This is a genomic window from Streptomyces sp. NBC_00846, assembly GCF_045207325.1.
Classification (GTDB): Bacteria; Actinomycetota; Actinomycetes; order Streptomycetales; family Streptomycetaceae; genus Streptomyces.
On record NZ_CP108846.1, the window covers coordinates 129,612 to 145,743 of the forward strand.

Sequence of the window (16,132 nt, forward strand, 5' to 3'; positions counted from 1 at the left end):
ATGCCGGGTGCGACGAGCGTGAGGGTACGCAGCCTCCCCGGCGCCGGGCGGCGTAGAGCGTGGCAAGATCGGCGGCCTCGGCTCGGGCGAACCCGGCCCCGTCGCACGCATGGACGATATACATATACGCCGCCCATATGGGGCATACCGGGTGGCGTGGTCACGTTCGGCGTGAGCGTATCCACGCCGCAGGGCGCCTTCGGAGAAGCGGTGCACACCCCCCCTTGCCAGAAGACGGAACATCCTGAATTACTACTACCGAAGGATCGACCGAACGATCGGTCGACTGCTCGGAAGAGGGAGATCCGGATGACGCCTCTGCTGGACGCGGCGGAACGAATGGGCCGGGACGAGCTGGAGGCACTCCAGCTGGAGCGGCTGCGGGCCACGCTGCACCATGCGTACGAGAACGTCGGCCATTACCGGGCCGCGTTCGACAAGGCAGGTCTGCGCCCGGACGACTGCCGTACGCTCGCGGATCTCGCGCGCTTCCCCTTCACGACCAAGGCCGATCTGCGCGACAACTACCCCTTCGGCATGTTCGCCGTCCCCGAGGAGCGCGTGCGGAGGATCCACGCGTCCAGCGGGACGACGGGCCGTCCGACCGTCGTCGGTTACACCGAGCGGGACCTGGACACCTGGGCGGACATGGTCGCCCGCTCGATCCGGGCGGCCGGCGGCCGCCCCGGACAGAAGGTCCATGTCGCTTACGGATACGGGCTGTTCACCGGCGGCCTGGGTGCGCACTACGGAGCGGAACGGCTCGGCTGCACGGTCATACCCGCCTCCGGGGGCATGACGGCTCGCCAGGTCCAGCTGATCCAGGACTTCCGGCCCGAGATCATCATGGTGACCCCGTCGTACATGCTGACCCTCCTCGACGAGTTCGAGCGGCAGGGCGTCGATCCGCGGACGACCTCCCTGAAGGTCGGGATCTTCGGCGCCGAGCCGTGGACGGAGGCGATGCGGCGCGAGATCGAGGAGCGGTTCGCCATCGACGCGGTCGACATCTACGGCCTGTCGGAGGTGATGGGGCCCGGTGTCGCGCAGGAGTGCGTGGAGACCAAGGACGGGCTGCACATCTGGGAGGACCACTTCTATCCGGAGGTCGTCGACCCGTTCACCGGTGAGGTGCTGCCGGACGGCGAGGAGGGCGAGCTGGTGTTCACCTCGCTCACCAAGGAGGCCATGCCGGTGATCCGATACCGGACGAGGGACCTGACCCGGCTGCTGCCGGGCACGGCGCGGGTTTTCAGGCGGATGCAGAAGGTGACGGGGCGCAGCGACGATCTGGTGATCCTGCGCGGGGTGAACCTCTTCCCGACCCAGATCGAGGAGATCGTGCTGCGTACGCCGGGACTCGCACCGCACTTCCAGCTGCGGCTGACCCGCGAGGGCCGCCTCGATGCCCTGACCGTACGGGTGGAGGCCCGGGCGGGAGCCACGCCGGATCAGCGGACGGCCGCCGCGGAGTCGGTCACGGCGGCCGTCAAGGACGGGATCGGGGTGTCGGTCCGGGTCGAGATCGTCGACCCCGGGACGTTGGAGCGATCGGTCGGCAAGTTCAAGCGGATCGTGGACGAGCGCGGCGACCGATAGGAAGCCTTTTAGTCCAGTTATTGAAGAGAATCTGCAGTTTGTGACAGGAAGGTGCGGTTCGTGCCCGTCGGACGGGGCCGGTGCCCTCAGGCGCGGCCCGTTCGTTCCGGTCGTGTGCTGCGGGGCCCGGACCGCCGCGTCGGCGCGTGCCCCGCATGACACCTGGGGGTCCCCTACGCGAAACGGTCGCGCAGTTCCCGCTTGAGGATCTTTCCACTCGCGTTGCGGGGCAGTTCGGCCACGAAGAGGACCTGCTTCGGGGCTTTGAAAGGGGCGAGCCGCTCACGGGCGTGGCCGATGAGTTCGGCCGGTGTCGCTTCGCCGCGCAGGACGACGACGGCCGTGACGGCCTCGATCCAACGGTCGTCGGGCAGGCCGACGACCGCGACCTCGGCGACGGCGGGATGGGTGTAGAGGGCGTCCTCGACCTGCCGGGAGGCGACGAGGACGCCACCGGAGTTGATGACGTCCTTCACCCGGTCGACGACGGTGAAGAAGCCCTCTGCGTCGCGCACGGCGAGATCTCCGGAGTGGAACCAGCCGTCGCGGAAGGCTTCCGCGGTCTCCTCGGGCTTGCCCCAGTAGCCCTCGCACAACTGGGGCGAGCGGTAGACCACTTCACCGGCCGTGCCGTCGGGGACCTCCTTGCCGTCCTCGTCGACGACCCGGGCCTCGACGAAGAGGACGGGCCTGCCGCAGGAATCCATCCGGCCCTCGTGCTCGTCCGGCCCGAGGACAGTGGCGAGCGGCCCGATCTCGCTCTGTCCGAAGCAGTTGTAGAAGGCGAGCGCGGGCAGCCGGTCGCGGAGCCGTTCCAGCACGGGTACGGGCATGATCGACGCGCCGTAGTACGCCTTGCGCAGACCGCCGAGTTCCCGGGTGGTGAATCCGGGGTGCTGGGAGATGCCGATCCATACGGTGGGCGGGGCGAAGACGCTGTCGGCCTGCCCCGTTTCGACGAGGTCGAAGATCCGGTCCGCGTCGGGTGCGTCGAGGATGATGTTCTGTGCGCCGACCGCGAGAGCGGGCAGCAGGAACACGTGCATCTGCGCGGAGTGGTAGAGCGGCAGCGAGTGGACGGGCAGGTCGGTGGCGCGCAGGTCGAGCGCCGCGATCGCGCTGGCGTACTCGTGGACGAGCGCGCCGTGGGTCATCATCGCGCCCTTGGCGAGTGCGGTGGTGCCCGAGGTGTAGAGCAGCTGGACGAGATCTTCCGAGGCCGGTTCCCGCTCCGGGGTGAAGGGGCGCGGGATGGCGGTGGCGTCGAGGAGCGAGCCCGGTGCGTCGCGCAGCACGCGTACGGAGAACGCGGCCGGAATACGGTCGGCGAGGTCCGGATCGGTGAGGACGAGGGTGCTGCCGGACTGTTCCAGGAGGTACGTGAGGTCGTCGCCGGTGAGGTTCTGGTTGACTGGCACATGGACCAGGCACGCACGGGCACAGGCGAGAAAGCCGATCAGATACGCGTCGGAGTTGTTCGCGTAAGAGGCGACCCGGTCGCCGGGGCGCAGCCCGTGTTCGCCGGTGAGGGCCGCCGCCGCTGTACTGACGGCGGCGTCGAGTTCCGCGTAGGTCCAGGACCGCTCCGCGTACCGCAGGGCCGTGCGCTCGGGGGTACGCCGGGCGCTACGCGCCACGACGCCGTCGACTGTGCTGCTCCGTACACCTGTCATGGCGTGATCCTGTGCGGCCGGAACGCGGTGGTCAAGGGCCGGGTACCGGTCGGGGGCGTGGGACTGCGAAGGAGGGCCGTTCAGGCGCTGCGGGTACGGGTGGCGAACAGGGCGGCCAGGACGCAGGGCGCGAGCAGCAGGACGAAGGCGGCGCCGTAGCCGACATGGCCGGTCGCGCCGGCGCTCAGGCAGGCGTTGAACAGGGCGGAGGAGACCCCCAGCACCGTGATCTGGCCGAGGTTCTGGTTGGTCTGCATCGCGCTGCTGGCATAGCCCTGCCGCCCGGCCGAGGCGTGCGAGAGCGACAGCACGGTGAGAGACGGTGCGAGCAGGCCCATGCCGACGGCCGCGACGATCATGGCCGACGCGGCGACGACGGCGGGCACCGCGGGCAGCGTCCCGACGGCGGCAACGGCGACCGCCGCGGTCAGCACCAGCGCACCGGCCACGACCAAGTGGTGCCGGGGGCGGCGCTCCAGGCGGCCCTGCACCCAGGAAGAGGCGGCCCAGGCCACGGCGGCCCCCGTGAAGGCCAGGCCGATCGACACGGGACGCACGCCCCGCTCGGTGACGAGCAGGAGCGGCACGAGTGCCTCCAGAGTGAAGAACACCCCCGAACTGATGCCGCGCAGCAGCACCGTGGCCGGGAGGCCGCGCGTGGCACGCCAGGTGCCCGGCGGCAGCAGCCGGGGCGCGAACACGACCAGCAGGGCGAACCCTCCCACCACGAACAGCAGGTGACGCGGGTCCCAGCCCGAGACGCCGTACTGCCCCGCCGCCGCACCCACGCTCACCGCCGTCGCCACCAGCAGCGCGGGGCGCGGCTGCCCGTCTCCCGACGGCGCGGGCGTCGCCGGCCAGGAACGGCGGCGCAGCACGGCCACCACGGCCAGGGCCGGCAGAACGGTCAGTGCGGCCAGGCCGAAGAACACCGCCCGCCAGGACCACCATTCGGCCACCACCCCGGCCAGGGGCGGACCGACCAGTGACGGGACGACCCAGCAGGCACTCATCAGCGCCAGGACTCGCGGCCGCAGCCGGTCGGGGTAGGCCTGCCCGATGGCGGTGTTGATCGCCACCGCCACCATCCCGCTCGCGAGTCCGTCCAGGAAGCGGCCGGCCGCCAGTTGCCAGATGGAGGTGCTCGCGGCCGAGACCAGCAGGGTGACCACGGCCAGCACCATGCCCGCCGCCAGCGGGCGTCGTGCGCCGGACCGGTCCGCCCAATGGCCGCCCAGTACCCCGCCGAGCAGACCGGCGGCCACGAAGCATCCCGCCACCAGCGGGAAGAGCGACACCCCGTCCAGGTCCCGTGCGGCCGTCGGCAAGGTGGGCACCACGGCCAGCGCGGCGAACCCGGTCAGGAACATCACCGCGGAGAAGCCGGCGGTCGCGGCCACGTACCTTCCGGAGAACAGTCCTCCGTCGATTTCGGATCGCACCGGCGGGCGGTCGGCCGTGTCTGTCGACTCCCAGGAGACCGACATGTCCCGGTCCGTGGACGGCGCGGCCGGATCGGTGGTCGAGTGCTTGGGGACATCAGTCACGAGCGCACAAGGTACGGGGGCCCGGCTCCGCTTGCCACTCGTTTTCGGGCCGCCGCGCGAGACCCGGGCGCGGACCGATGACGTGTCAGGGCCCGGCGGAGGCCAGGATGTCGAGGCCGCCGAGGGGGCGGTCCGGTTGGGCGGTCGGCGCGGTCAGGGTCGCGGCCCAACGCGCGAGGAGCAGGTCCAGGCGGGGCCGGAGTCCCCGGTCTCCCGGTGCTGTGGCACGCAGCAGGTATCGCCCCTCGGCGCCGGTCAGCGAGCAGTGGACCGCGTCAGCGACCAGGTAGGTCCACGACTGGAGGAGCCAGCCCTCCGGCACGGCGGGCGGACCCGGATAGACGCACACGAATTCCGGCCGGGACGGGCGGCCGAGCAGAATCTTGCGGTCGGTCCCGCAGATTCCGGTGTCGACGACCTTCACCACCACATCATCGGCGCCGACGCGCGGTGCCGGACGCTCTTGGAGCTCGACGGCCCCGGGGCCCAGGTGGACAAGTGCGCGCACAGGTACCTCCCGATCGGTGTCGCGGCAGCGAACGCTGCCGGCGCCGTGCAAGGCAAAAGCTGTGTTCGGTCATCGACGTCAGCTCAGGGACGCCCGCTGGGAAACAACGCTTCTGAGGCGTTGGACTCACCGCCGGGACGCCCCTTCAAGGGCCACGGCCTGAGTCCCGCGGCCGGAAGGACGCTCAGAGGACCATGGCCAGGACGGTCGCCGAGACCACCGCGAACGCGCTGCCCACGGCGGCGGTCAGGGCCCTGGTGTGGCGCGGAACGAACGACGGGGCCCTGGTGGTTGCAGCCTCCGGGTTCCGCGCACTGTAGTACACCGTCAGGTACTCTCCCTCGGCCGGGGTGAGGCGTGCCTGCCGCTCCTCGAAGCTGACGGTGCGGCCGTCGGCCGTATGGAACTCCAGGGTGGCGTAGCCGCGGACGACGGGTACTCCCTCGGCGTCCTGGCCCTCCTCCCTACGCAGGACCGTGCACCGGGCCACTGCGGTGAGGCCGTCCGCCCAGGCGGCCCGCAGCCGCGGTCCCTGGAGCCGACGGTCCAGGATCCCCCCGTAGAACACGGCCACGCCCACGGCGACCACGAGATACACGACAGCAATGATCACGACTCCCCCAGAATGGTCCCTGTCCTGCCGGACGCCGGTACGTCCGACGGCCGGATTCTCCATGGGGCGTCATGATCCCGTGGTCGGCGTTCCGTCGGCAAGGGCCGCTCGCGGCGCAGTACGCCGGGCCACGTCTCGGTGCCGCGGTGCCCGTCAGTCCGTCACCCGCGTTCGGACGGAGCCGCTCGGGCACCGGACCGGGCAGGGGTCACACCGCCCGGTTGTGCCCTTCCCAGTACGGGTCGCGCAGCCGTCGTTTATACAGCTTGCCGTTGGGGTCACGGGGCATCTCCGCGATGAAGTCGATGCTCCGGGGGCGCTTGTACCCGGCGAGACGTTGTTCGCAGTGGCGCAGGATCGCGGCGGCGAGCTCTTCTCCCGCCTCGTGTCCCGGGGCCGGTTCGACGACCGCTTTGACTTCCTCGCCCCAGTCGGGATGCGGAATGCCGAAGACGGCCGCGTCGGCGATCGCGGGGTGGCCGAGGAGGGCGCCCTCGATCTCGGCGGGGTAGATGTTGACACCGCCGGAGATGATCATGTCGATCTTGCGGTCGCGGAGGAAGAGGTAGCCGTCCTCGTCGAGGATGCCCAGGTCGCCGACGGTGAAGAAGTCACCGATGCGGTTCTTCCTCGTCTTGGTCTCGTCCTTGTGGTAGCTGAAGCCGCCGGTCTTCATCTTCATGTAGACGGTGCCGAGTTGGCCGGGAGGCAGGCGGTCGCCGTTGTCGTCGAAGACGGCGAGTTCGCTGATCGGCCAGGCCCTGCCCACGGTGCCCGGCTTCTTCAGCCAGTCCTCGGCGGTGGCAAAGGCGCCACCGCCCTCGCTGGCCGCGTAGTACTCCTCGACGCACCTCCCCCACCAGTCGATCATGGCGCGTTTGACGTGGTCGGGGCAGGGCGCCGCACCGTGGATGGCGTGACGCATGGCTGTGACGTCGTATCGCCTCTTCACGTCGTCGGGGAGGGCGAGGAGGCGGTGGAACTGGGTCGGGACCATGTGCGTGTGGGTGCAGCGGTGGGTGTCGATGAGCCGCAGCATTTCCTCGGGCGTCCACTTGTCCATCAGGACCAGCGGGTGCCCGATGTGCAGGGACGCGCCTGCGAACTGGAGGACGGCCGTGTGGTAGAGCGGCGAGCAGACCAGATGGACGTTGTCGTCGAAGGGTTTGATGCCGAAGATGCCGAGGAATCCGCCGAGATGGCTCTCCTCGGGGAGCTTGCCGGAGAGCGGACGGCGGATGCCGCGCGGACGGCCGGTGGTGCCGGAGGTGTAGTTCATGACCCAGCCGAGGGTGCGGTCCTCGGGTGGCGTGTCGGGCTGTCCTTCGAGCAGTTCGGCGTACGGGCGGAATCCGTCGACCGTGCCTACGGCATAGCGTTGGCCGGCCGGGAGCTTCGCTTCGTCGGCCGCCTCGGCCGCCGCCTGCGCGAACCGCTCGTGGGCGATGAGTACCTTGGCGCCGGAGTCCGAGACGATCCACGCGATCTCGGGTGCGACGAAGTGGTGGTTGACGGGTACGAGATAGAAGCCGGCCTGGGTGGCCGCCAGGTACGCGGTGAAGAACTCGACGCCGTTGGGCAGGACGACAGCGAGGGCGTCTCCCCGCCGGAGCCCGGCCGCGCGCAGTCCGTGGACGAGGCGGTTGGCCGCGGCGTGCAGCCGGCCCGCCGTCCAGCTCTCGCCGTCGGGGGCGGTCAGGACCGTACGGCCGGGGTCGGCTGCGGCCTGCGCCCAGAAACCGTTGGGGGGCGGGTTCATGAGGCGCTCCGTCCGGCGATGCGGTTGATCCGGTCCACGGCACGTTCGAAGCCGCGGGTCAGGTCGTCGAATACGGCCTGCACGCTGCGCTCGCTGTTCATCCGGCCGACGATCTGGCCGACGGGGGTGCCGAGCAGCGCGCCGGTCTCGTACTTCTGGATGCGGGAGACGGCGTCGGCCACCAGCAGCCCCTGGAGCGGCATGGGCAGGGTGCCGGGGCCCGCCGGGTCGTCCCAGGCGTCGGTCCATTCGGTACGGAGCTGGCGTGCGGGTTTGCCGGTGAGGGCACGGGAGCGGACGGTGTCGCCGGAGCCCGCGGCAAGGAGCTTGCGGGTCAGCGCGCGGGAGTGGAGGTCGGCCTCCTCGGTCGTCAGCCAAAGGGAACCGAGCCAGACGCCCTGGGCACCCAGGGCGAGCCCGGCGGCGATCTGCTCGCCGCCGCCGATGCCGCCGGCGGCGAGGACGGGGAGCGGTCCCACCGCGTCGACCACGTCCGGGACCAGGACCATGGAGGCGATCTCGCCGGTGTGGCCGCCCGCCTCATATCCCTGCGCGACGACGATGTCGATGCCCGCGTCCGCGTGGTGGCGGGCATGCTTGGCGCTTCCGGCGAGCGCGGCAACGAGGACGTCCTGGTCGTGGGCGCGTCGGACGACGTCGGCGGGCGGTGAGCCGAGGGCGTTGGCGAGGAGTTTGATGGGGTGGTCGAAGGCGACATCGAGCTGGCTGCGGGCTACTTCTTCCATCCATCCGGTGATGCGCCAGCCGGACGCCTCGCCCTCCGCGAGCTCCGGTACGCCGTGCTTGGCCAGGGTGTCCTGGACGAACTGGCGGTGTCCGGCCGGGATCATCGCCTCGACGTCTGCCTCGGTCACCCCTTCCACCTTCTTGGCGGGCATGACGACGTCGAGGCCGTACGGCTTGCCGTCGGTGTGCTCCTGCATCCAGTCGAGGTCGCGTGCCAGGTCGTCGGGGGCGGTGTAGCGGACCGCGCCGAGTACGCCGAATCCGCCGGCCCGGGTGATGGCAGCGGCCACCGCGGGGAACGGCGTGAAGCCGAAGATGGCGTGCTCGACTCCCAGTTTCTTGCTCAGCTCCGTCTCCATGGGCCGCAGGATGCCGCAGTCGGACAGGCGAGGGAAGAGATTTTCTGATGCAGTGTCAGATTCTTTGTGACACCGGGGACCTCCGTGACGGCAGCGGTGACAGTAATCTCTGGTCCGGCAGGAAGTTTCACTGTCGGACACGATTTCGAAAGTTATTTTCACGCGGCAGGTAACGGCAGGAAGGGGTTCCGGATGACCGAGGACGCGGCCGGGAGAGGTATCAGCCGGCGCAGGCTGGGCGGTGGGATGCTGGCTCTGGGCGGAGCACTCGCCCTGGCGCCGATTCCGTTCGCGGAGCGGGCGTCGGCCATGGAGTCGGAGGCGGAGTCGTCGGGTATGCGCGCAGGGACCGGGACGGACGCGGCGTCCGCGCAGGGCCGGCCGACGCTGCGGCGCGGATCCGCCGCCCGCGCCGGGCTGTTGCAGGGGCCGCTGGACCAATTGGTCGCCGATGCGGAGAAGTTCCTCTCCAATTCCCCCAAGCACCCCTGGTACGCCGGTGCGGTACTGCTCGCAGGCCGGGGCGGCACGGTGGCCCTGCACCATCCGATCGGCAAGGCCGTGCGCTACGCGGCGTACGACGAGAAGACCGATACGGGGGTGGAGTTCCCGCCCGATCAGCAGATCGCCATGGCCGAGGACACGGTCTTCGACCTGGCTTCGGTGTCCAAGCTGTTCACCTCGATCCTGGCCGTGCAGCAGATCGAGCGCGGCAAGCTGGAGCTGGAGGCGAAGGTCGCCTCGTACCTGCCCGATTTCGCCGGCGGCGGCAAGCAGGACATCACCATCCGTCAGCTCCTCACGCACACCTCGGGCTTCCGCGCCTGGATTCCGCTGTACAAGGCCCCGACGCGGGAGGGGAAGCTGGAGCTGCTGTGGAACGAGGTGCCGGCCAACCCGCCCGGCACGGTGTACCTCTACTCCGACCTCAACCTGATCTCGCTGCAACTGGTCCTGGAGAAGATCACCGGCCGCACCGAGGACGTCCTGCTCCGCGAGGAGATCACCGCTCCGCTCGGCATGCAGCGCACCCGGTACAACCCACCGGCCTCCTGGAAGCCGAAGATCGCCGCGACCGAGGACGCCCGGCTACCCTGGTCCGGCCTGGACCGCGGTCTCGTCTGGGGCCAGGTGCACGACGAGAACGCGTACAGCCTGGACGGTGTGGCGGGCCACGCCGGAGTCTTCTCCTGCGCCTGGGACCTCGCGGTCCTCGCCCGCACGCTGCTCAACGGCGGGGTCTACGGCCGGGCAAGGATCCTCTCCGCGGAATCGGTGGACCTGCTGTTCACGGACTTCAACACCGCGTTCCCCGGAGATGCGCACGGTCTGGGTTTCGAGCTCTACCAGCACTGGTACATGGGGGCGATGGCCACCCCGCGTACGGCGGGCCACACCGGTTTCACCGGTACCAGCCTGGTCCTGGACCCGACGACCGACTCGTTCCTGATCGTCCTCGGCAACTCGGTGCATCCGGTGCGCAATTGGCGCTCCGGCAGTGCGCCGCGCGTCGCCACCGCCAACCAGATGGCGCGCGCCGTCGCGGTCCGTCCGGCCCGGGGGCGTACGGCGTGGTTCTCGGGACTGGCGAGCGCCACCAACGCCACGCTCACGCTGCCCGCGCTGCGTCTCACGTCCTCGCGGGCCCGGCTGAGCTCGGCGCTGTGGTGGGACACCGAGCCCGGATCCGACTTCCTCTATCTGGAGGCGTCGGCGGACGCCGGGGCGACCTGGCAGCCAGTGCCGTTCACCACCGTACCGACGACCGGTGACCACCACCCGGAACCCGAGCCCGAACCCCGTCCGACGGGCTCGGTCTCCGGCTGGTCCGGCCGCGTCTGGCACCGTCTCGACGCGGACCTGGCCGCATGGCGCGGCAAGGAGGTGCGGCTGCGGTGGCGGTACGCCACGGATCAGTTGTACGTCGGGCGCGGGGTGTACGTGGACGCGGTCCGGGTCGAGGACGGCACCCGGCCGGTCTTCGACGACAGTCGGAACGGCGATGCCGCGCGCATCGAGGCGCTGGGGTGGACGGCTTCGTCGGACTGAGACGGACGAGGACCGACTGGGACGCGCCGGTTCGGGCTTCGGCGGAGTGGGGGTGGACCGCAGCGGACCGATTGAGGCCGTGGCGGTCCTGACGGGCCGCAGCGGACCGATTGAGGCCGTGGCGGTCCTGACGGGCCGCAGCGGACCGTCGAACCGTTGACCGGCCGTGCCGGGGAAGGGCCGTCCCCCTCTCCCGGCACGGTCACAGCGGCCGGACACCCCGGGGCAGCAGTGCGTCCGCGGTACCCCCTCCTGGAGCACGGTCCCGGCAGCGGAGAATGCTCCGATGAGCACATCTCCGCAGACTTGGACCCGCACCGAGCGACTTGATGCCGACCGGCTGACAGCGGCCCTGTATGCCGAGGCGGGTGTCCGGCTGATCGTGGAGGGGCCTTGTTCCGGAGGGGAGGTCGGTGCCGCGTACGTGCGATGGCCCGACGGTCACCGTTCCGTGCTGAAATCGCGGCCGGACACCCGCGTCGAGGATCTGCGGGCGGGGCCGCTGGCGGTCTGCGAGGTGCTGCGCGCGCAGGGGTACCCCTGCCCGTCGACGGAGTTGGCGGTCCAGGTGGGTCACGCGGTGGCGCTGGTCCAGGAGCTCCTGCCGGGCACGCCGATGCGGCGTCTGGACCACCATGGGCTGGATCAGGCACTCACCCTCAACGCGTCGCAGGCGGGTCTGCTGGCCGGACGTACGGATGTCCCGTTGATGAACCTGTATCTGCTCGACGACGGCCCCGGCTACTGTCTTCACGGGCCACTGCGTCGACACAGCCGGCGCAGCGGTGCCCTGGAGCAAAGGGTCAAGTCGGTCGGGGCCGATCACCCACGCCAACTGCCCGGGCACGACGTCGTGCACCACGACTTCCACCACGGCAACCTGCTCTCCCTCGACGGTCCGGTCACCGGCGTCATCGACTGGGACGGCGCCGCCCGGGGCGACCGCCGTTTCGACCTGGTCACCCTGCGCTTCGGGCTGCATGCGAACGAGCAGGCCCCGGGCGTCACGAGCCGCCTCGACGACATTCTGGACGGCCTGCCCGACGATGTCCTGCGTCCCTCCTGGGCGCATATGAGTCTGCGCATGGTCGACTGGGCCATCAGGCACTTCGCGCCTGGCGACGTCGAGCACTGGCTCGACCTGGCCGAGCAACGCCTCTGACCGCCCCGGGCACCGAGCCGGGCGGACCGGACGAGCCGTACACGTACCGCTGCGAACGCTCCCGAGGACGGGAGCTAGGGTGCTCGCTGTGCCGATCACAGGAGGATCATGAAGGCCGCTGTCGAACTTCCCACAACTCCCTTGAAACCGCTGCGTGTTGCCGCTTTCCGGCGATTCGTTCTCGCCAATCTCGTCTCCGCGACCGGGTCCGCGATGGCTCCTCTCGCACTCGCGTACGCGGTGATCGGGCAGGGCGGAGGAGCCGGGTCGCTCGGCATCGTGCTGGCCACGAACTCGGTCCCGACGGTCGTCCTCACCATCGCGGGCGGCGTCCTCGCGGACCGCCTGTCGCGCAGCCGGATCCTGTTTCTGGGCAACCTGCTGTCCGCGGCCGCGCAGGGGGTGCTCGCCCTGCTGGTGGCCACGCATCAGGCGACGACCGGTTCGATCGCCGCGTGCGGCTTCCTGTCGGGGATCGCCGTGGCCTTCACCGGTCCGGCCGCCACGGGCGTGGTGGGACAGCTCGTCGCGGCGGAGCACCTCCAGCAGGCCAATGCGCTGGTCCGGCTGCCGAACAATGCCGTCAAGGTGCTCGGACCCGTCGTCGGAGGGCTGATCGTCGCGGTCGGCGGTCCGGCGTGGGCCCTGTCGTGGGATGCGCTCACCTTCCTGGTCGCGGCGCTCCTGCTCCTCGGTCTGCGGCTGGGCGCGCCGGTCACGACGGGGAGTGCGCTGGCCGACATGCGGGCGGGGTGGTCCGGATTCCGCTCCCGCACCTGGCTGTGGACGTACACCGCCGCCGGGACGGTCGTGGTCGCCGCCTGGCTGGCAGGCTTTCAGCTCCTCGGCCCGGTCGTCGCCAAGGAGCACTACGCGGGGGCACGTTCCTGGGGACTCGTCCAAGGCGCGTTCGCGTTCGGTCTTCTGGCGGGGACCGTGGTGTGCCTGCGCTGGAAGCCGTACCGTCTGCTGGCCGTTGCCATCATCACCGGCTGCGCTCTCTGCCTGCCACCGATGGCGCTGGGAATGGGCCTGACCCTGCCCTGGGTGATGCTCAGTGCCGTGCTCGCCGGCATCGGGCTGGATGTCGCCATCGTGGCATGGACCACCGCACTCCAACAGCACGTGCCCCAGGATGAGTTGGGGCGCATGAGCTCGTTCAACGGTGTCGGGGAACGCATCGCGATCCCGCTCGGCTACCTCGTCACCGCGTTCGCCGCACATGCCTGGGCCGACCGGTCCGTGCTCCTGGTCTGTGCCGGTGCCATCGTGGCCACCACGGTCCTCAACCTCTGCGTACGGGATGTGTACCGCGTCAATCGCGTCTGAGCGTTCACGCGCGTACGCCTGCCGGGCCACCCAGGCACCCCCCTCACACCTGTGACCTTCGAAGCCCGACGGCATCCCGCCGAGACGTCAGGGCGCGGCGATCACCGGTCGCCGCGCTCTTGTGTGCCACGCCCTGGCCGCCGCGCTCTCACGCCGACCGCCGACGCTCCCCGGGGGTGCCCTACGCCGACCGGCCCGCCACCCGCTGCCCGGCTCCGCTCGGCCCGGGGACCGCGGCGGCCGCGCCGGCCGGGGCCGTCGACTCCCGTACGACCAGCCTCGGCCGGATGAGCAGCGACCGCCCCGCGGCGGGGGCCGAGTCGATCCGCGCCCGCAGCTGCTGGAACGTCTCCGCGGCCATCTCCGGCAGCGGCTGACGCACCGTCGTGAGCGGCGGTTCGAAGAGGTCGGCGAGAAGGATGTCGTCGAAGCCGACCACGGAGACGTCCTGCCCAGCGCTGTGCCCGGCGTCCTTGGCGCCCCGGCAGATCCCGATCGCGCACATGTCGTTGATGGCGACGAACGCGGTGGGCGGGCGCGGCCCGCCGAGGAGTTCCCTGGCGGCGTTCCGCCCCAGTTCGGCGGCGTCCTTGTCACCGAACTCGGCGGTGTCGGCACCGGGCCAGACGATCGCGTCGGCCGGATCGAGGCCTGCTGCTTCCAGGGCGGACCGGAAGCCGCGCAGCCGCTCGCGGCGGTTGACGCTGTTCACCGAGCCGGAGACGAACGCCAGGCGGCGGTGGCCGAGTTCGATCAGATGACGGGTAGCGAGCTCGGCACCCATCGCGTTGTCGACGCTGATGGAGGCCAGCGACGGCGGGTCGCCCGCCTGTGCGGTGCGGTCGAAGGCGACCATCTTCAGTCCGCGGCTGAGCAGCGGTGTCACATGGTCGAGCGAGGGAAGCGAGGAGCAGAGCACCACTCCGCTGACCCCGTCCGCGAGCAACTCCTCGCCGTACTTGAGCTCGCGGGCCGGATCGCGCTCGCTGTTGCAGAGCAGTACGTGATAGCCCTCGGCGAGCGCGATGGCCTCCAGCTCACGGGCGAGCGCCCCCCAGAACGGGTTGGCGACGGACGGCACGATGAGACCGATGACCTTGATGCGGCCCGTTCGCAGCATCCGGGCCGCGCGGTTGGGCCGGTAGCTGAGCTGCTCGATCACCTGCTCCACGCGCGCCAGCGTGGCCGCCTGCATACGGTCCGTACGCCCGTTGAGGACGTTGGAGACCGTGCTCGCGGAGACCCCTGCGGCCTCCGCGACCTGATGGATCGTTACCCCGCTCATGCCACCTCCGGTTCGGAACGCGTCTGACCCTACCAGTGTATCGATTTACTGAACTTGGTTCACCGGTACACCCGTTAACATCCCTGAAAATTCATGTGCATCAGCTGTTGACGTCTCTCTCGGGGTGTTCCTAGCATCAGTGCATCGATTTACCAGCGCTTCCCAGCCATGGCCGGGTTGTCATCGCTGGATCGATCCACAGTCTCCGCCTCAAAAGGGGTGTCCCATGGAACTCAAAAGACGGTCGCTGCTTGCTGCCATCGGCGCCGGCACCGCTGCCGCCGCCCTCAGTGCGTGCGGCACCGGCACTTCGACGGCCGGCTCCGTCGACGGCCCCGTCGAAGGCGAGATCACGCTGCTCACCCCGATCTTCGAAGGCGCCGACGGCAAGACGCTGTTGGAAAAGGAGATTCTCGGCGGGTTCCGGAAGAAGTACCCGGACGTCAAGGTGAACGTGGACTACACCACGTACGATCAGCTCAACGAGAAGATCACCACGGGGCTCGCGGGCGGTCTGCTGCCCGACGTGCTGATGATGGGCGTGGGCTGGATCCCGCCGTTCGCCGCGAAGAAGGCGATCGCGGAGCTGCCCGAGAAGTTCGCCACCGCGCACGACTACGAGAAGCGGGTCCTGGAACCGTCCCGGTACGACGGCAAGTTGTACGCACTGCCCGTAGTCCTCGACACCCGCATCGTCGTTTACCGCAAGGACCACTTCGCCGAGGCCGGGATCAAGAAGACCCCGGCGAACTGGGCCGAACTGCGCGCCGTGGCCAAGCAGCTGACCGCGGACGGCCGGATCGGGTTCGACCCGTTCTCCATCAATCTGCGCCAGTGCTGGGAGACCTTTCTCTTCGCCAACGGTGGCCAGCTGTTCAGCGAGGACGGCAAGAAGGTGCTGTTCACCGACGCCCGCGGGGTCGAGGCACTGCAGTTCTTCAAGGACCTGATCAAGGACGGCTCCGCCGTCTACTCCAAGAAGACGGACACCGGCGCCCCGACCAACGTACAGACCGGCAAGGCGTCGATGATGATGACCACCAGTGGGCTGTGGAGGCAGGTCGGCGAACAGACGCCGGACCTGATCAAGGACGACAAGCTCGGGGCGTTCATCCTCGCCAACCGCAAGCCCGCGATGCTCCAGGGCGGCACGCTCGTCACCCAGTCGGCCAGTTCCAAGCACCCGGCAGCGGCCCGTGCCCTCGTCGAGTACCTCGCGACGCCCGAGTCGATCCTCGGTGCGGCCAAGCAGCGAGGATCGGTTCCCGGGCTGAAGGATCTCAGCGACTCCAGCTATGTGAAGGAGAACAAGTTCGTCGATCTCTCCCTGCAGAGCATGGGTGACGCGTGTTCGGAGGGCGGCACCGCTGCCTGGATGGAGATCCGCGAAAAGATCAAGCCCACGCTGGAGCCCGCCATCGTGGGCAACCAGTCAGCGAAGGACGCCATCGCGGAACTCGGCCGGCTAGCCGAGGCCGCCATCGGCCGGATGTAAGGACCCG

12 protein-coding genes are annotated in these 16,132 nt (G+C 69.9%); 5 read left to right on the forward strand and 7 right to left on the reverse strand.

All coding sequences use genetic code 11. The features are described from left to right. The first annotated feature begins 309 nt into the window (after positions 1 to 309). Entirely contained in the window at positions 310 to 1,599 is a 1,290-nt protein-coding gene (gene paaK / locus OG936_RS00690) for a phenylacetate--CoA ligase PaaK (RefSeq protein ID WP_406491742.1), read from the forward strand. Positions 1,600 to 1,772: 173 nt separating this feature from the next. On the opposite strand, the gene OG936_RS00695 is transcribed toward paaK, so the two are convergent. From OG936_RS00695 to OG936_RS00720, 6 genes are all read right to left on the reverse strand, one after another. Beyond that, complete coding sequence (locus OG936_RS00695; RefSeq protein ID WP_406491744.1) at positions 1,773 to 3,272, reverse strand: fatty acyl-CoA synthetase; 1,500 nt, start codon at positions 3,270 to 3,272, stop codon at positions 1,773 to 1,775. An 80-nt stretch (positions 3,273 to 3,352) separates the two neighbouring features. Further along, positions 3,353 to 4,759, reverse strand: a complete 1,407-nt coding sequence (locus tag OG936_RS00700; RefSeq protein ID WP_406500285.1) for an MFS transporter — start codon at positions 4,757 to 4,759, stop codon at positions 3,353 to 3,355. A 145-nt stretch (positions 4,760 to 4,904) separates the two neighbouring features. Continuing rightward, on the reverse strand, positions 4,905 to 5,327 hold the full coding sequence (locus tag OG936_RS00705; protein ID WP_406491746.1) for a hypothetical protein: 423 nt from the start codon (positions 5,325 to 5,327) through the stop codon (positions 4,905 to 4,907). 184 nt (positions 5,328 to 5,511) lie between these two features. Beyond that, a complete protein-coding gene (locus OG936_RS00710; protein ID WP_406491747.1) occupies positions 5,512 to 5,940 on the reverse strand; it encodes a DUF3592 domain-containing protein in 429 nt (142 codons plus the stop codon). A gap of 208 nt (positions 5,941 to 6,148) precedes the next feature. After that, positions 6,149 to 7,699 carry an acyl-CoA synthetase gene (locus tag OG936_RS00715; RefSeq protein WP_406491749.1) on the reverse strand — a complete coding sequence of 517 codons (1,551 nt, stop codon included), beginning with the start codon at positions 7,697 to 7,699 and terminating at the stop codon, positions 6,149 to 6,151. Continuing rightward, positions 7,696 to 8,805, reverse strand: a complete 1,110-nt coding sequence (locus OG936_RS00720; RefSeq protein ID WP_406491750.1) for an NAD(P)H-dependent flavin oxidoreductase — start codon at positions 8,803 to 8,805, stop codon at positions 7,696 to 7,698. Before OG936_RS00720 ends, OG936_RS00715 begins: the two co-directional genes overlap by 4 nt. A 192-nt stretch (positions 8,806 to 8,997) precedes the next feature. Between OG936_RS00720 and OG936_RS00725 the strand changes: the two genes are divergently transcribed. The 3 genes from OG936_RS00725 to OG936_RS00735 all read left to right on the forward strand — a co-directional run bounded on the left by OG936_RS00725 (position 8,998) and on the right by OG936_RS00735 (position 13,345). Continuing rightward, positions 8,998 to 10,854 carry a serine hydrolase gene (locus tag OG936_RS00725; RefSeq protein ID WP_406491752.1) on the forward strand — a complete coding sequence of 619 codons (1,857 nt, stop codon included), beginning with the start codon at positions 8,998 to 9,000 and terminating at the stop codon, positions 10,852 to 10,854. 286 nt (positions 10,855 to 11,140) lie between these two features. Then, positions 11,141 to 12,016 (forward strand): phosphotransferase, encoded by an 876-nt coding sequence (locus tag OG936_RS00730; RefSeq protein WP_406491753.1) that lies wholly within the window; start codon positions 11,141 to 11,143, stop codon positions 12,014 to 12,016. A 108-nt stretch (positions 12,017 to 12,124) separates the two neighbouring features. Then, positions 12,125 to 13,345, forward strand: a complete 1,221-nt coding sequence (locus OG936_RS00735) for an MFS transporter (RefSeq protein WP_406491754.1) — start codon at positions 12,125 to 12,127, stop codon at positions 13,343 to 13,345. A gap of 181 nt (positions 13,346 to 13,526) precedes the next feature. Here OG936_RS00735 and OG936_RS00740 read toward each other — a convergent pair whose 3' ends face one another. Then, positions 13,527 to 14,630, reverse strand: coding sequence for a LacI family DNA-binding transcriptional regulator (locus OG936_RS00740; protein WP_406491755.1), 1,104 nt, complete (start codon positions 14,628 to 14,630; stop codon positions 13,527 to 13,529). Between the two features lie 226 nt (positions 14,631 to 14,856). Here OG936_RS00740 and OG936_RS00745 point away from each other — a divergent pair, with 226 nt between their 5' ends. Beyond that, entirely contained in the window at positions 14,857 to 16,125 is a 1,269-nt protein-coding gene (locus OG936_RS00745; protein ID WP_406491757.1) for an ABC transporter substrate-binding protein, read from the forward strand. Positions 16,126 to 16,132: the final 7 nt, after the last annotated feature.